Here is a 14,481-nt window from a genome sequence, read left to right on the forward strand (position 1 = left end):
GTTCAACTCCTCGGGGTGGCACGTCGCCGGACGGCGCGCTGCGGGGCGGCCGAAGCCGCGACGGCCGGCTGTGGCGCGGGCTCGAAGCCGCGCGACGTCCCCGGCAGGCTGGCGATGGCGTCAGCGTAGACGTTGCCGCCGCTCGAGATGTGCGTCGACATGGCGCGTGCCGCCGCCTCCTCGTCGCCGTCGAGGATGGCCTTCAGCAAGGCCTGGTGCTCCGCCAGCGAATGGCGGATGCGTCCCGGGCGGTCGAAGAGCGCGCTCTGCGGATGCCGCATGCGCAGGCGCATCGATCGCAGTTGCCGGGACAGCACCTCGTTCAGGCTGCCGTCGTAGATAAGTTCATGGAAGCGCCGGTTGGCGCGGCCATAGGCGTCGGCATCCTGTGCGGCGGCGGCACTCCGGCATTCGGCCTCGGCCTCCTGCAACGCGCTGCGCTGCGCCGCCGGCATGCGCCGTGCAGCGAGACGCGCGGCCAGGCTCTCGAGTTCGGTGAGCACCTCCAGCATGGCCACGTACTCGGCCACCGAGATGGTGGCCACCACGGTGCCGTGCCGCGGCACGGAGGTCACCAGCCCGGCGGACAGCAACTGCAGCAGCGCTTCACGGGCCGGGGTGCGGGAGACCTCGAAGCGGGCCATCAAGGCCTGCTCGTCGATGCGCGAGCCGGCCACCAGCGCACCCGAGGTGATCTCCTCCTCGAGGGTGGCTCGGATCCGGTTGCTGAGGTTGATGCGTGAGGGGGTGGACATGGGTGGCTCCGGGCCTTGATTCTAGGCAGCAAGCCATCATCAGCGGCTTCTTTCGAATACATGGAAACCCGCTATGTATTTTTATGAGGTCGATCCGTACACTGAGCCGTCTCGTCAACTGGAGTGCGCATGCCAGCCGTCCTGCCCCTGTCGGGCACCTGCCCCTTCCCTTCATCGGAGGCCTGATGCTGGACGATCCGGTGTTCAGCGTCGTCGAGACCACGGTCGGCCGCCTCCGCGGTCTCCGCTCCGGCGGCATCCATGTGTTCAAGGGCGTGCACTACGGTGCCGACACCGGTGGGCGTCACCGCTTCATGCCGCCCCAGCCGGTGGCCGCTTGGTCCGGCGTTCGCGATGCCACCGCATACGGGCCCTACGCCCCGCAGATGCCCGCGGACCGTCGCCGCGCCTACGCCGATCTCATCGCCTACGACCTGCAGCCGGGCGGCATGGGCGAAGATTGCCTCGTGCTCAACGTGTGGACACCCGGCCCGGTTCGCGACGCCAGGCGTCCAGTGCTCGTGCACCTGCATGGCGGCGGCTTCTACGCCGGCTCCGGCAACTCGCCGCAGTTCGATGGCGAGATGCTGGCCCGCTTCGGCGACGCGGTGGTGATCACGATCAACCACCGCATCGGCGCCTTCGGCTTCCTGCACCTGGGCGCGGTCGGTGGCGACCGCTACGCCAGCGCCGGCAATGCCGGCATGCTCGACATCGTGGCCGCCTTGCAATGGGTGCACGACAACGTCGAAGCCTTCGGTGGGGACCCGGCCCGGGTGCTGGTCTTCGGCCAGTCCGGCGGCGGCCTGAAGACCAGCACGCTGATGGCCATGCCCTCGGCCCGCGGGTTGTTCCAGCGGGCGGGCGTGATGAGCGGCTCGGGGCTCCGGGCCCTTCCCGACGCCGCAGCCGCCGCCGTCGCGGAGCAGTTCATGGCCTCGCTCGAGGTTGACCCATCCAGCCTGGATCGCTTGCACGAACTGCCCATGGCGCAGCTGCTGGCGGCGCAGCTGCAGCTCGAACGGGCCGACCGCCTGCAGGGCGAGATGCCGCGCGCGTTCGGCCCCGTTCTGGACGGGAGGGTCCTCCCGCGCCACCCGTTCGACCCCGACGCGCCGGAGGCGTCGCACGACGTGCCGCTCGTCATCGGCACCACCCTCGATGAGCGGGCCTACCGCATGATCAACTTCGACCTCGACGATGCCGGACTGCTGGCCTTCGCCGAGCGCCACGTCGGCGACGCGGCCGCTGAACTCGTCTCCCTCTATCGGCAGGACGACCCGCACGCCACGGCCTACCTGCTGCAGGCCCGCCTCGACACCGACGCCACCTTCCGCCGCGCCGCGCATTTGCAGGCAGAACGCAAGTCCGCCCGTGGCGGCGCCCCGGTCTGGACGTACCTCTGGACCATCCCGAGCCCTGCCTATGGTGGCCGCTTCGGCGCGCCCCACGGGGTGGACATCGGCCCGAGCCTGCACGACATCCGCCACGGACTCAACGGTCCCTCCGACGAGAACCTCCGCCTGGCCGACCAGCTCGCCAGCGCCTGGGTGAGCTTCGCCGCCACGGGGAACCCGAACAGTCCCGCCACACCGGATTGGCCGGCGTTCGACACGCAGCGGCGCGCAACCCTGGTGTTCGCAGGAGACAGCCGGGGCACCGGGGTACACGACGATCCGCGGGGCGTCTTCCGTCGATTCTGGTCCGCGCGCTGACACCCGCACTGGCGACCCATCCAAGGATCCCGCGCATGACGTCCGACGCCACAGCACCCCTCCCCCTCGCGCCCTACAAGGTGCTCGACCTGTCGGTGGCCCGCGCGGGACCGGCGGCCGTGCGCCTGCTCTCCGACTGGGGCGCCGAGGTGATCCGCATCGACGCCCCGCCGCCGCGGGACCGCGGCTCGGTCACGGGGTGGCGCCGGGGCGCGGACGAGCAGAACCTGCACCGCAACAAGCGCAGTCTCTGCCTGGACCTCAAGTCGCCGGCCGGTGCGGAGGTGCTTCGGCGGCTGGTGGCACGCAGCGACGTCGTGGTGGAGAACTTCCGTGCCGACGTCAAGGCGCGCATCGGGCTCGACTACGCAGACCTGCGTGCCCACAACCCCGGCATCATCCTCGCCAGCATCTCCGGCTTCGGCCAGGACGGTCCCTACAGCGACCGCCCTGGCGTCGACCAGATCGTCCAGGGCATGTGCGGACTCAGCTCGGTGACCGGCGAGCCCGGCCGCGGCCCGATGCGCACCGGCATCGCCATCTCCGACACCACGGCCGGCATGTTCCTGGGCCAGGGCATCCTGCTCGCCCTGCTCCATCGCGAGCGAACGGGCGAGGGGCAATGGGTCCACACCTCGCTCATCGAGAGCATGATCAACAAGCTCGACTTCCAGGCGGCGCGGTACACGGTGAACGGCGAGGTGGCCGGCCAGCAGGGCAACAGTCACCCCACCATCGTGCCCATGGGCACCTACCCTGCGCGCGATGGCCATGTGAACATCGCACCGGCCACCACGCGCATGTGGACCAACTTCTGCGAGGCCCTCGGTGCGCACGCCCTGCTGCGACATCCCGACTACGCCGACATCGCTTCGCGTCAGCGGCACCGCGAGCAGATCGACCGCGACATCGGCGCCGTCACGGCCGCCTTCGACACGGCCGACCTGGTGCAGCGCCTCAATGCAGCGGGCGTGCCCTGCGGACCGATCTACACCATCGCCCAGGCGTTCGAGGACGCGCAGGTCCGCCACCTCGGCATGACCCGGCCGGCCCATCACCCGGTACTGGGCGACGTCGACCTGATCCGCTCGCCCATCAACCTCTCGGGTTTCCCGCATCCGGATCGCTTCCGCCACGCGGCACCCGACCCGGGCGAGCAGACCGACGAACTGCTGGGCGAACTGGGCTACGACGCGACTGCGGTCGCGGCGATGCGCGCATCCGGGGTGACGGCATGACGGTCCCCTGCCGCCCGTGAACGCTCTCTCCGCAGCAGTCCAGCGGGCCGACGCCCGTTGATCCGGCCGACGCACCAAGCCACCGGCCCTTCCAACCCGACGACGTCATGCCATGCCCACGCCTGAACTCCACATCGACCGCAGCATCGCCCGCATCACCTTGCGCCGCCCGGAGCAGGCCAACCGCCTGGAGCCCGATGACCTGGCGGTGATTGAAGCGCATCTGACGGAGGTCAATGCGCGGCCGGAGGTGCTGGTGCTTCAGCTTCGCGCTGAAGGCCGCACCTTCTGCAGCGGCTACGACATCGGACAGCTCGGCGCTTCGCGCGCCGTGTCATTCGACCGAGTGGCCGATGCCCTCGAAGCAGCCCGGCCCATCACGCTGGCGGTGATGCAGGGCGGCGTCCATGGCGGCGCCACCGACCTGGCGCTTGCCTGCGACTTCAGGCTCGGCGTCGTCGGCATGGAAATGGTGATGCCGGCGGCCCGGCTCGGCCTGCACCTCTATCGCCAGGCGCTGGAGCGCTACGTGAGCCGCCTGGGCCTCGACCAGGCCAAGCGCTTGATCCTCGGCGCGGAAAAGATCGGCGCCGAGGACATGAAGGCCATCGGCTTCCTGACCCATCTGGTCACGGCCGAGCGGCTGGACGAGGCGGCCCACGGGCTGAGCCAGACGCTCTCGGCCATGGCGCCGCTCGCGCTGCTGCCCATGAAGCAGCACCTCAATCACATCGCGCGCGGCATGCTCGACCCTGAGGCGTTGAAGGCCGACGCCAAGCGGGCCGCAACGTCGGCCGACCTGCGCGAAGGCATTTCTGCCTGGCGAGAACGGCGGCCCCCCCGATTCAACGGCTGCTGACGAGGCGCACGGCGCTGTGGCTTCAGGGGCCTGGAGCCGGAGGCCCGCACAGGCGCTCGCCCCTGGGCCCCAGGAACGGCCCGGGTCGACCCGCCTCGCAATTGAAACTGCGCTGACGCGTGGTGTGGAAGGTGGTCGCACCTCCCACCACCGTGCATTCGTCGCCATGCAGGAAGCCGACCTCGTACACGGTGATCAGCCGCTCGCGTTGAAGCGTCGGCTCGTCGGTGTCGGTACGCCAGTCGCCGGCGTGGCTGATGCGTGCGGGCGAACAGGCGTTCTTGCCGTACAGGGCGCTGGTGCGCTCCTGCAGGGCGCGGCGGACATCCTCGAGCGACGGCTGATCGAGCACGTCGATGCGGTGCGTCGGAGACCCTCCGGCGTAGCGCCAGGGGCCTTCGATCGCGGGCACGCACGCAGCGGCAACAGCGTCCTTGCAGGGGGCGGCCTCCCGCCCGGATCCGCGGGCAGCCACGGGTCCGCTGGTAAGGCAGGCCAGCATCACCAGCGCCACCATCCTGCGTTGATTCGTTCCCGCGTTCCCGCGAGCTGCCCATTGCCGACGCCTCGTTGCCATGTCGACTCCTTGTCCGGTTCCACGTTAGATTCGCAGGATTACGGAGGTCCCTGCGCAGCAGGATTCTCGATGCGACCCGTGCTGCAGCCATTGACGCCGGGCAAGCGGTTCTCCCTCGACCCATCCCACCCGGCGCTTGGAGGCGCCCGACATGAAGCACCAGATCTCCCGCCTGTCCCCCCACCAGAACGGCAAGGTCGTGGCCGCCTTGCTCGCCGTGACCACGTTTGCGCTGCTCATCCCCCTCGGCCTCATTGCCCGCGTCGTGGCGCCGCCGGAGGCGCAGCTGCCGCTGGCCGCGTTGCTGCTCGTGCCCCTGCTCTACCTGGTGGTCGGCTACGTCGGGGTCACGGTGGCCTGCTCGGTCTACAACGCGATGTACCGCTTCGTGGGTGGTCTGGAGTACGACAGCGTGCCAACTGACGTCGCTAAGTGACGTTGACGTCCGGCACGCTCGAGTCCCGGCGCGGGCACCAGCGGGTAGGGAGCAACCCGATCGCCTGGCTCACCAGTTGAGCCCGATCAAGGGAAACCCCGAAAGCTGTTCGTTACAGGGCCATTGCCCCTCGAAGTCAGGCCGAACGCCGTGGACATGTGCAGTACCGCACGCTATGCTCGCCCGACACAAAAGGGGGCCGCCATGAAATCCCAATCGCTGTACGGACCGGTGAAAGGCTTCGCACTGATCGTCATTCTGCTGATGCTCGTCGCCCTGCTGTACTCGGGCTACATGTCCATCACGCACTGGACCGGCATCGGCGTCTAGGAGCCCCGAACATGAACAAGCGACAAAGCCGCCTCTTCGCGATCGGCTCCACCGCCGTCGCCGCGCTGGCCTTCCTCGGTCTCACGATCGACAGCCATCGCCAGTTCGACAAACTCACCAACGCCCAGAACATCACGCCGGCCGTCATCCACGGCAAGGACGTCTGGCACAAATACAACTGCATCAACTGTCACACCCTGTTCGGCGAGGGCGCCTACTACGCACCCGACCTGACCAAGATCACCCAGCACCGCGGCGAGGCCTATCTGAAGGCCTACATGCGCGACCCGTCCAAGTTCTACGACGAGAACCGCCATCGCCGCCTGATGCCCAAGCAGGACCTGGCCGAAGACGAGATCACCGACCTCATCGCCTTCCTCGACTGGGTCTCCAAGGTCGACAACCAGGGCTGGCCGCCCCGGCCCATCCTGGTGACCGGCGCCACCATCCCCGGTACCGACCTCAACACCGAACAACTCGGATCAGGCGGTCAGCAGGGTGGCATGCAGCCGCCGGGAGCCCGCCCGGTATCGGGCGACCAGAACCCCATCGCGCTCGGACAGAACGTGTTCCGCACGGTCGCCCCCTCCTGCACGGCATGTCACTCGCTGTCACCAGGCGTCAACATGGCCGGGCCGTCACTCGCCGGCCTTGCCACCCAGGCCAAGGAGCGCCTCGCCTCGCCTGACTACAAGGGCAAGGCCAAGGACGTCGAGGGCTACATCCGGGAGTCCATCGAGCACCCGAGCGCCTATGTGGTGCCGGGCGCCATGTACTCGGCGAACGGCCAGAGCTTCATGCCGGCCACCTACGCCAACGACCTCAAGCCGGAACAGATCGACCAGCTGGTGGCCTACCTGGCCTCGTTCAAGTGATTCGCTGCATCGCGAGGGGAGACACGCAATGAGATACCGTTCCCAGGAAGTCGCTTACTGGTACTTCGCGGTCGCAATGGCGCTGTTCGGGCTGCAGCTGGTGTTCGGCCTGCTCTCGGCCGCCAAGTACCTCGGGCCCGACCCGCTGCTCTACATCCTGCCCTTCGACGTCACGAAGGTCATCCACACCAACCTGCTGGTGGTGTGGGTCCTGACCGGGTTCATGGGGGCGACCTACTGGATGGTGCCCGACGAGTCGCGCACCGAGCTGCACAGCGTCAAGCTGGCCTACATCCAGCTCGTGCTCTGGGTGCTGATGGGCGTGACCGCCGTCATCGGCTACCTCTTCCGTTTCGGCACCGGCAACAAGCTCCTCGAGCAGCCGTTGCCGCACAAGATCGTCATCGTCGTGGTGATGCTGATGTTCCTCTACAACGTCGGCATGACCATCCGCAAGTCCGGCCGCTTCACCACCACCGAAGGCGTGCTGCTGCTCGGGCTCGGCCTCGCCGCCGTGCTCTACCTGCCGGCGTTGCTGGAGTTCGAGAACTACACCGTGGCCATCTTCTACCGCTGGTGGACCATCCATCTCTGGGTCGAGGGCGTCTGGGAAATGATCCAGGGCGGTTTCCTCGCCTACCTGCTCATCCGCCTGTCCGGTGCCGACCGCGAGGTCATGGAGAAGTGGCTGTACGTCATCGTCGGCCTCGTCTTCATCGCCGGCATCCTGGGCACCGCCCACCACTACTACTGGGTCGGCGTGCCGTCGTACTGGCTGCCCATCGGCGGCATCTTCAGTGCCCTCGAGCCGCTCGCGCTGGTCGGCATGGCCATGTACGCCTACACCGCCATGCGGCGCTCGGGCCTGTCGCACCCGAACACGCTCGCACTCCACTGGACGCTCGGCAGCGCGGTGTTCACCTTGTTCGGCGCAGGCCTGCTGGGCCTGGCCCACACCTGGCCGTCGGTCAACAAGTGGACGCACGGCACCCTCATCACGGCCATGCACGGCCACGCCGCCTTCTACGGTGCCTACGCCATGATCGTCATGGCGATGATCAGCTACGCGCTGCCCCTGCTGACACCGGGCCGTCGCGAGGGCGGATCGGCCCTGGGGTACTGGTCGTTCTGGCTGCAGCTGGCAGGCATGTTCGGCATGACGCTGTCCTTCGCGACGGCCGGCATCGGGCAGGTGTACCTGGAGCGCATCCTGGGCCTCGGCTACCTCGACGCGCAGCTCAAGATCCAGGTGCACTTCCTGATGCTGATCGCCACGGCCGGGGTGTTCTCGACCGGCGTCGCGCTCTTCATCTGGGACTTCTTCCGCATCCGCCCGAACTTCGAGATCATCGGGGATGACACCGACGCCGCGAACCGCGCGCCGTCGGCGCCCCGGCCCCGGATGGCCTGAGGCATGCCCCAGGGTCCCGAGTCGTCCACACCCTCGCGCACCGGCGAAGCGCCTTTCTACCTGCCGGTGGGCGAGGAGGTCAGCCTCTTCGAGCAATGCCATGCGCAGCAACTGGCCGTGATGCTCAAGGGGCCCACCGGCTGCGGCAAGACGCGCTTCGTCGAGCACATGGCCTGGCGCCTCGATCGGCCCCTGATCAGCGTCGCCTGTCACGACGACCTCTCCGCCAGCGACCTCATCGGCCGTTTCCTGATCCACCACGACAGCACGGTGTGGCATGACGGCCCGCTCACCCGCGCGGTCCGCGAGGGCGCGATCTGCTACCTGGACGAAGCCGTGGAGGCGCGGCAGGACACGGTCGTGGTGCTGCACTCGCTGACCGACCATCGCCGCATCCTGCCGATCGACAAGACCGGCGAGACCCTCCAGGCGGCGCCCGGGTTCATGCTGGTCATCTCGTACAACCCGGGCTATCAGCGCATGCTCAAGGACCTGAAGCCGAGCACGCGCCAGCGTTTCGTGGCACTCGACTTCGACTTCCCGGCGGCCGAGGTCGAGGCCCGCATCGTCGAGCGCGAAAGCGGTGCCAGCCATGCCGACGCCACGGCACTCGTGTCGCTGGCCCGCCGCATCCGCCAGTTGCAGGATCGCGGCCTGGCCGAAGTGCCCAGCACCCGCCTGCTGGTGGCCACCGCACGCCTTGCCGGCGCCGGCATCGACCTGCGCACCGCCTGCCAGGCGGCCTTGATCGCGCCGCTGTCGGACGACCCGTCGTTGGTTGGCGCCATGCGCGACCTGGTCGACGCCACGTTCGTCTGAACGGAGCGCGCGGTGGCCGAAGCCGAAGACGTCATCGTCGACGCGGCGCGCCACGCGACCGCCTACGCGCAAGACCTTCTCAAGCGTCGCCGCCCGGCGGTTGAATCCGTCGTGCCGGGGCTGATGGAGATCGCCCCGCGCCTGGATCTGCTGCTCACTGCGCTCCACGGGCGCCACTGGCCGTTGCGCGTGGCCCAGGCGCCCGCCCCGGTCACCGCCCTCACCCGCCTGTTTCGCCGCGACGCCCGGCCCTTTCGCCGCGTCGCAGTTCCCAGCACCGATGGGGAATCCATCTGGTTGCCGCGGCAGCTGGAGGGCGCCGATGCCGGCGATGCGGCGGCCTTGTACCGGGCAATGGCCCTGCAGGCGGCGCAGCGGGCCCGGATCCGGGCCGAAGCGGACGCGGCTGCCCTGGACACGCCCTTGCTGCGCGCGACCTACCTGGTCCTCGAAGGCGCCGCGGCCGACGCCGCCCTGGTCGCCGCCCTGCCCGGCCTGCGGCCGCTCCTGCTGCAATTGCGCGAGACAGCACTGATCCGCCGCCCAGCCCTCGAAGCGTTTCCGCCAGCGAGACGCGGCCTGGAGCAGTGGCTGCGCGGCACGCTGCGAGCGCCGCCGGAGGCCGGGGCCGCCGCGCCGCCCACACTCGCCGGGCTCGCCCGGGAAGCCGCAACCGCCTGGCCGGGCGAACTGGGCAGCCACCCGCTGCTCTGCGACTGGTGGACGGGCGAATGGCCAGCGCGTGAAGCGGTCGCACGCGGAGCCGACCTGGCGACGCCCGAGCCGGCCGACGAGGCGAACGGCTCCGTCAGGAGCGCCCGCTTGTCACGCCGGCCCACCGTCCGCGAGGCCGACGAGGAAGAAGACGACGGCCCACCGGCGCCGTGGATGGTGCAGACCGCTCAGCCGCACGAAAGCGCCGAGGACCCCATGGGGCAGCAGCGACCGGCGGACCGCGACACTGACCACGCGGCCGAATCGCATGCCGAGTCGGTGGCCGACCTGCAGCAGGCCCGCCTCGTCCGGACGTCGCAGCAGGCAAAGGAGGTCCTCCTCTCAGATGACCTGCCGGTCCGCCCGGCGCAAACCGTCACTGGCGCCGTGCCCGCAGGTGCCCGAGGCATTCGCTACCCGGAGTGGGACTACCAGGCGCAGACGTATCGGGACCCCGGCACCACGGTGTGGGAGTCGGACGCGCCCGAGGGCTCGGCCGCCTGGGTGGAGCGCACGCTGGAGGCACAACGCGGGATGCTGGGGGCCATCCGCCGACGCTTCGAGATGCTGCGGGCCCGACGCGTGCCCCTGAGGCGGCAGGACGAGGGCGACGAACTCGACCTGGAGGCCTGCATCGAGGCACGCGCCGACCTTCGCGCCGGAGCCTCCATGTCGCAGCGGCTCTACCGCACCACCCGCATGGCCCGGCGCGACACGGCCGTCCTCGTGCTCGTGGATGTCAGCGGCTCGACCGATGGCTGGATCGCCGGCCAGCGGCGCATCATCGACGTCGAACGGGAGGCCCTCCTGCCGCTGTCGATCGCACTCGACGGATCGGGCGACGCCCATGCCATCCTCGCGTTCTCGGGCCAGGGGCCGCAGCAGGTGCAGGTGCGCACCGTCAAGCGCTTCGACGAACGGCACAGCGACAGCGTCGCCCGCCGCATCGCCGGCTTGGAGCCCGAGCACTACACCCGCGCCGGTGCGGCGCTGCGGCATGCCAGTCGCCTGCTGCAGGCCCAGCCGGCGCGACACCGGCTGCTCTTGCTGCTTTCCGACGGCAAACCCAATGACCAGGATGCCTACGAAGGGCGCTACGGCGTGGAGGACATGCGCCAAGCCGTGCTCGAGGCGCGCCACGCCGGCCAGTCGCCCTTCTGCCTCACGGTGGATCGGCAGGCCGCAGCCTACCTGCCCCGGGTGTTCGGCCCGCAGCACCATGCCTTGCTGCAGCGCCCTGAACGCCTGCCCGTCGTGTTGCTCGACTGGATGAAGCGCCTGCTGTCCCAGTAGGGCCGCCACGTGACGAGGGCGAAGGCGGCCACATGGATCCTGCCCCATTGCCTGGCGCCGTCCGGGCAGGTCGCTTGGGCCCGCGCGAACTTACCCAAGGACGATGCCAAACCCACGCACGTGTCGAGCCGACCCGCGAGCCCCCGGGCGCGAATGCGGCGCAGAATCAGCCGGGTGCACCACGTGACCGATGCGAGGCGGGCAACGGTGTCCAGGGCACGGTCGGCGGGGGCGCCATCAGCAAAGCTGCGGCACGTCACCCGGAGCTGCGCACGGGACGCGCTTCAGAGGTCGACCCGTGTGCCCGGCGCAGGCGCCTCGACGCGCCAACCCAGTTCCTCGGCCACGCGGTCGGCAAACCCGCAGGCTGTCTCCGCTTCGCCGTGGACAACGAAGGTCCGTCGCGGGGCGACCTCGAATCCCTTGAGCCAGCCGAGCAGCGCGGCCTGGTCCGCGTGGGCGGACAGCCCGCCGATGGTGTGGATGCCTGCCCTGACCCGCACATCCTCGCCAAAGAGCCGGACCCGCTTTTCCCCGTCGACCAGACGCCGGCCGAGGGTCCCGACGGCCTGGTAGCCGATGATGACGATGGCGCACTCGGGCCGATCCAGGTGGTGGCGGAGGTGGTGCTTGATGCGGCCGGCGTCGCACATGCCGCTGGCCGAGATGATGATCGCTCCGGCCTTGATGCGGTTCAGCGCCATGGACTCCTCCACGCTGCGCGTGAAGCGCAGGTCCATGAACCGGGAATCCGTGCTTCGCCGCGACAGCAGCGCACGGCTCTCGTCATCGAGGTACTCGGAATGCTTCCAGGTCATCTCGGTCACCTTGTTGGCCATCGGCGAGTCGACGAAGACCTGCAGGTGGGGCAGCTTGCCCTGCTTGCACAGGGAGAGCAGCAGGTGGAGCAGCTCCTGGGTACGACCGAGCGCGAAGGCGGGAATGATGATGTTGCCCTGCCGACGGCTCAGGGTGTCTTCGATCACGAAGGTGAGCTCGTCGATGGTCTCGCTGAGCGGCCGGTGCAGCCGGTTTGCATAGGTGGATTCAACCACCAGCACGTCGGCCTCGGCGATCGGCGTCGGGTCGCGCACGATCGGGCGGCCCGGTTGCCCGAGGTCGCCGGAGAAGACGATCTTGCGCGTGCGGTCGTCCTCCGTGACCCAGACCTCGGCGATGGCCGAGCCGAGGATGTGTCCCGCATCTCTGAAGGTGCAGCGAACCGACGGGTGCGGCTGCAGCGCCTCGCCGTAGGTCGCCCCGTCGACCTGCTCCAGGGCCGCTTCGGCCTGGGCCACGGTGTACAGCAGCGCAGGGTTCCGGCCGCCGGCCGGGTTGCCGCCCTTCTTGCGCTGGGCACGCGTCCATTCGGCCTCCTGGATGAAGGCGCTGTCGAGGAGCATCACGGACAGCAGGTCGGCCGTCGCGGTCGTGGTGTGGATCCGGCCCTTGAACCCCATCGCGCACAGCCGCGGGAGCAGCCCGCTGTGGTCGATGTGCGCATGGGTCAGCAGCACGAAGTCGATGGTTGCCGGGTCGAACGGCCAGGCGTTGAAGTTGCGCTCATGCGCTTCGCGACCGCCCTGGTGCATCCCGCAGTCCACCAGGAAGCGCACGTCGTCGGTCTCCACGAGAAAGCAGGAACCGGTCACTTCCTGGGCCGCGCCGATGAAGGTCAATCGCATGGTGTCTCGTCCTTGGGAAAAGCCTCGGGCGTGGATGCCCCGGGCCATGATGCCCGCAATCGCGACGCCTTCGCGCGACCACGTCGACCGGCCTTGCGCTGCGTCAGCCGGATGCCCGCGCCGGTGGATCCGGTCGAACCTTCGGTGTAAGGTGGCATCGAAGCGGCAACGTCCATTTCCTTCACACGGAGTCCTCCATGTTCGACAAGATCCTGCTGCCCACCGATGGCTCGGAAGTCTCACTCGCCGCGGCCGACCGTGCCATCGCGATGGCCAAGCTCACCGGCGCCGGCCTGCACGCCGTGTACATCCAGGAGCCTTACCCCTATGGCGGCGTCGGTGCCGCCAACAGCGCCGGCCGCGAGGAGTACCTTTCGGCCGCGCACCGCGAGTCGGCTGCGGCATTCGCACGCCTTGAAGATCTTGCGCAGGGCACCGGCGTCAAGCTCACCACCGAACACACCGAAGGCAGCAACCCGGCCCAGGACATCGTCGATGCGGCGCGGCGCTGTGCCGCGGATGTCATCGTCATGGGCTCGCACGGCCGGCGCGGGGTGGCTCGCGTCATGCTCGGCAGTGTCGCGGCCAAGGTGCTGATGCTGGCCGAGGTGCCGGTGATGATCATCAAGTAGCCGGCCGCAGCTCAGGCCAGCCGCTCCACCGACACCGGATGGCTCGGCTGGCCGGTGGCCTCGAACGCGTCGAGATTGGCGAGCGTGGTCTCGCCGATGGCAGCCAGCGCATCCTCGGTGAAGAAGGCCTGGTGACCGGTCACCACGACGTTGGGAAAGGTCAGCAGCCGAGCGAAGACGTCGTCGCGGATGACATCAGCCGACAGGTCGCGAAAGAAGAGGTCCGCCTCCTCCTCGTATACATCGATGCCGAGGCTGCCCAGTTGGCCGGACTTGAGCGCCGCGACGGCCGCGGGCGTGTCGATCACGGCGCCGCGGCTGGTGTTCACCAGCATGGCGCCCGGCTTCATCGCGGCGATTGCCTCGGCACCGATCAGGTGGCGGGTCGCGGGTGTCAAGGGGCAATGCAGGCTCACCACGTCGGCGGCAGCCAGCAGTTCCGACAACCCGACGTAGCGCACGCCGAGGGCCTCGCAGTCAGGGTCGGGGGTTGGGTCGCAAGCCAGCAGGCGACAACCGAAGCCGGCCATGATGCGCGCAAAACACGCGCCGATCTTGCCGGTGCCCACCACCCCGACCGTCCGGCCATGCAGGTCGAACCCGAGCAGGCCCTCGAGGGCGAAGTTGCCTTCGCGAACGCGGGCATGGGCTCGGTGGATCTTGCGATTGAGGGTCAGCACCAGGGCCACGGTGTGCTCGGCGACGGCGTAGGGCGAATACTCCGGCACCCGGGCCACGGCGAGTCCGAGCTCGGCAGCGGCGGCCAGGTCGACATGGTTGAAGCCGGCGCAGCGCAGCACGACGAGCCGCACGCCGAGGGCGGCCAGTCGTGCCAGCACCGGCCGATCGAGGCGGTCATTGACAAAGGCGCAGACGGCCGCAGCCCCTTCCGCCGCACCGGTGGTCGCGAGGTCGAGCGGCAGGCTCACGAATTCGAGCGCATGGCGGCCGCCGGCATTGGCCCGCTCGAGGAAGCGGCGATCGTAGGCCTGGGTGCTGAAGACGACGACACGCATGGAGTTTCTCTCGGGAAGCGGCTGGGCAGGAGGACGCGGGCTCGTGGCCTGCGCGCTCGGCGGCTCACCGTATCACACGCATCAGCGCTGCCCAAGCCCGGCCGGCCGCAGTAGAGCGGCAAGGCG

Annotated in this window: 14 protein-coding genes; 10 read left to right on the forward strand and 4 right to left on the reverse strand. The window is 69.2% G+C overall.

Translation table 11 applies throughout. From position 1 onward, the window contains the following. Positions 1–2: 2 nt before the first annotated feature. The gene (locus ACSQ2F_RS09055; protein WP_436021914.1) at positions 3–755 is read right to left on the reverse strand and encodes a GntR family transcriptional regulator; all 753 of its coding nucleotides are present in this window, start codon (positions 753–755) and stop codon (positions 3–5) included. Between the two features lie 185 nt (positions 756–940). Between ACSQ2F_RS09055 and ACSQ2F_RS09060 the strand changes: the two genes are divergently transcribed. The 3 genes from ACSQ2F_RS09060 to ACSQ2F_RS09070 all read left to right on the forward strand — a co-directional run bounded on the left by ACSQ2F_RS09060 (position 941) and on the right by ACSQ2F_RS09070 (position 4,567). Continuing rightward, entirely contained in the window at positions 941–2,470 is a 1,530-nt protein-coding gene (locus tag ACSQ2F_RS09060; RefSeq protein WP_436021916.1) for a carboxylesterase/lipase family protein, read from the forward strand. Positions 2,471–2,505: 35 nt separating this feature from the next. Beyond that, the gene (locus tag ACSQ2F_RS09065) at positions 2,506–3,708 is read left to right on the forward strand and encodes a CaiB/BaiF CoA transferase family protein (protein WP_436021918.1); all 1,203 of its coding nucleotides are present in this window, start codon (positions 2,506–2,508) and stop codon (positions 3,706–3,708) included. 112 nt (positions 3,709–3,820) lie between these two features. After that, complete coding sequence (locus ACSQ2F_RS09070) at positions 3,821–4,567, forward strand: enoyl-CoA hydratase/isomerase family protein (RefSeq protein ID WP_436021920.1); 747 nt, start codon at positions 3,821–3,823, stop codon at positions 4,565–4,567. 22 nt (positions 4,568–4,589) lie between these two features. Here the strand turns inward: ACSQ2F_RS09070 and ACSQ2F_RS09075 are convergent, their stop codons facing one another. After that, positions 4,590–4,979, reverse strand: a complete 390-nt coding sequence (locus ACSQ2F_RS09075; protein WP_436021922.1) for a hypothetical protein — start codon at positions 4,977–4,979, stop codon at positions 4,590–4,592. 316 nt (positions 4,980–5,295) lie between these two features. Between ACSQ2F_RS09075 and ACSQ2F_RS09080 the strand changes: the two genes are divergently transcribed. The 6 genes from ACSQ2F_RS09080 (at position 5,296) to ACSQ2F_RS09105 (ending at position 11,022) form a co-directional block, all read left to right on the forward strand. Further along, positions 5,296–5,580 (forward strand): hypothetical protein, encoded by a 285-nt coding sequence (locus ACSQ2F_RS09080; RefSeq protein WP_436021924.1) that lies wholly within the window; start codon positions 5,296–5,298, stop codon positions 5,578–5,580. Between the two features lie 204 nt (positions 5,581–5,784). Beyond that, positions 5,785–5,910, forward strand: a complete 126-nt coding sequence (locus ACSQ2F_RS09085; RefSeq protein ID WP_436021926.1) for a hypothetical protein — start codon at positions 5,785–5,787, stop codon at positions 5,908–5,910. A gap of 11 nt (positions 5,911–5,921) precedes the next feature. Further along, positions 5,922–6,785, forward strand: a complete 864-nt coding sequence (locus ACSQ2F_RS09090; RefSeq protein ID WP_436021928.1) for a c-type cytochrome — start codon at positions 5,922–5,924, stop codon at positions 6,783–6,785. A 28-nt stretch (positions 6,786–6,813) separates the two neighbouring features. After that, a complete protein-coding gene (locus ACSQ2F_RS09095) occupies positions 6,814–8,196 on the forward strand; it encodes a cbb3-type cytochrome c oxidase subunit I (RefSeq protein ID WP_436021930.1) in 1,383 nt (460 codons plus the stop codon). A 3-nt stretch (positions 8,197–8,199) separates the two neighbouring features. Continuing rightward, positions 8,200–9,015: a CbbQ/NirQ/NorQ/GpvN family protein gene (locus ACSQ2F_RS09100; RefSeq protein ID WP_436021932.1), complete on the forward strand. Its 816-nt coding sequence runs from the start codon at positions 8,200–8,202 to the stop codon at positions 9,013–9,015. 12 nt (positions 9,016–9,027) lie between these two features. Next, positions 9,028–11,022 (forward strand): nitric oxide reductase activation protein NorD, encoded by a 1,995-nt coding sequence (locus tag ACSQ2F_RS09105; RefSeq protein ID WP_436021934.1) that lies wholly within the window; start codon positions 9,028–9,030, stop codon positions 11,020–11,022. 284 nt (positions 11,023–11,306) lie between these two features. Here the strand turns inward: ACSQ2F_RS09105 and ACSQ2F_RS09110 are convergent, their stop codons facing one another. After that, positions 11,307–12,707 carry an MBL fold metallo-hydrolase RNA specificity domain-containing protein gene (locus ACSQ2F_RS09110; protein ID WP_436021936.1) on the reverse strand — a complete coding sequence of 467 codons (1,401 nt, stop codon included), beginning with the start codon at positions 12,705–12,707 and terminating at the stop codon, positions 11,307–11,309. Positions 12,708–12,904: 197 nt separating this feature from the next. On the opposite strand from ACSQ2F_RS09110, the gene ACSQ2F_RS09115 reads away from it, so the two are divergent. Continuing rightward, positions 12,905–13,339: a universal stress protein gene (locus tag ACSQ2F_RS09115; protein ID WP_436021938.1), complete on the forward strand. Its 435-nt coding sequence runs from the start codon at positions 12,905–12,907 to the stop codon at positions 13,337–13,339. An 11-nt stretch (positions 13,340–13,350) separates the two neighbouring features. Here the strand turns inward: ACSQ2F_RS09115 and ACSQ2F_RS09120 are convergent, their stop codons facing one another. Further along, positions 13,351–14,355: a 2-hydroxyacid dehydrogenase gene (locus tag ACSQ2F_RS09120; RefSeq protein WP_436021940.1), complete on the reverse strand. Its 1,005-nt coding sequence runs from the start codon at positions 14,353–14,355 to the stop codon at positions 13,351–13,353. Positions 14,356–14,481 lie beyond the last annotated feature (126 nt).

Source organism: Rhizobacter sp. LjRoot28 (genome assembly GCF_964253025.1).
In the GTDB taxonomy this organism is placed as follows: domain Bacteria; phylum Pseudomonadota; class Gammaproteobacteria; order Burkholderiales; family Burkholderiaceae_C; genus Rhizobacter.

Excerpts from the sequence above, each read along its gene's own strand:
- ACSQ2F_RS09120 (WP_436021940.1), bottom strand. The coding sequence starts at position 14,355 with ATGCGTGTCGTCGTCTTCAGCACCCAGGCCTACGATCGCCGCTTCCTC.
- ACSQ2F_RS09095 (WP_436021930.1), top strand. The coding sequence starts at position 6,814 with ATGAGATACCGTTCCCAGGAAGTCGCTTACTGGTACTTCGCGGTCGCA.
- ACSQ2F_RS09055 (WP_436021914.1), bottom strand. The coding sequence starts at position 755 with ATGTCCACCCCCTCACGCATCAACCTCAGCAACCGGATCCGAGCCACC.
- ACSQ2F_RS09115 (WP_436021938.1), top strand. The coding sequence starts at position 12,905 with ATGTTCGACAAGATCCTGCTGCCCACCGATGGCTCGGAAGTCTCACTC.
- ACSQ2F_RS09085 (WP_436021926.1), top strand. The coding sequence starts at position 5,785 with ATGAAATCCCAATCGCTGTACGGACCGGTGAAAGGCTTCGCACTGATC.
- ACSQ2F_RS09090 (WP_436021928.1), top strand. The coding sequence starts at position 5,922 with ATGAACAAGCGACAAAGCCGCCTCTTCGCGATCGGCTCCACCGCCGTC.
- ACSQ2F_RS09065 (WP_436021918.1), top strand. The coding sequence starts at position 2,506 with ATGACGTCCGACGCCACAGCACCCCTCCCCCTCGCGCCCTACAAGGTG.
- ACSQ2F_RS09110 (WP_436021936.1), bottom strand. The coding sequence starts at position 12,707 with ATGCGATTGACCTTCATCGGCGCGGCCCAGGAAGTGACCGGTTCCTGC.
- ACSQ2F_RS09070 (WP_436021920.1), top strand. The coding sequence starts at position 3,821 with ATGCCCACGCCTGAACTCCACATCGACCGCAGCATCGCCCGCATCACC.
- ACSQ2F_RS09060 (WP_436021916.1), top strand. The coding sequence starts at position 941 with ATGCTGGACGATCCGGTGTTCAGCGTCGTCGAGACCACGGTCGGCCGC.
- ACSQ2F_RS09100 (WP_436021932.1), top strand. The coding sequence starts at position 8,200 with ATGCCCCAGGGTCCCGAGTCGTCCACACCCTCGCGCACCGGCGAAGCG.
- ACSQ2F_RS09080 (WP_436021924.1), top strand. The coding sequence starts at position 5,296 with ATGAAGCACCAGATCTCCCGCCTGTCCCCCCACCAGAACGGCAAGGTC.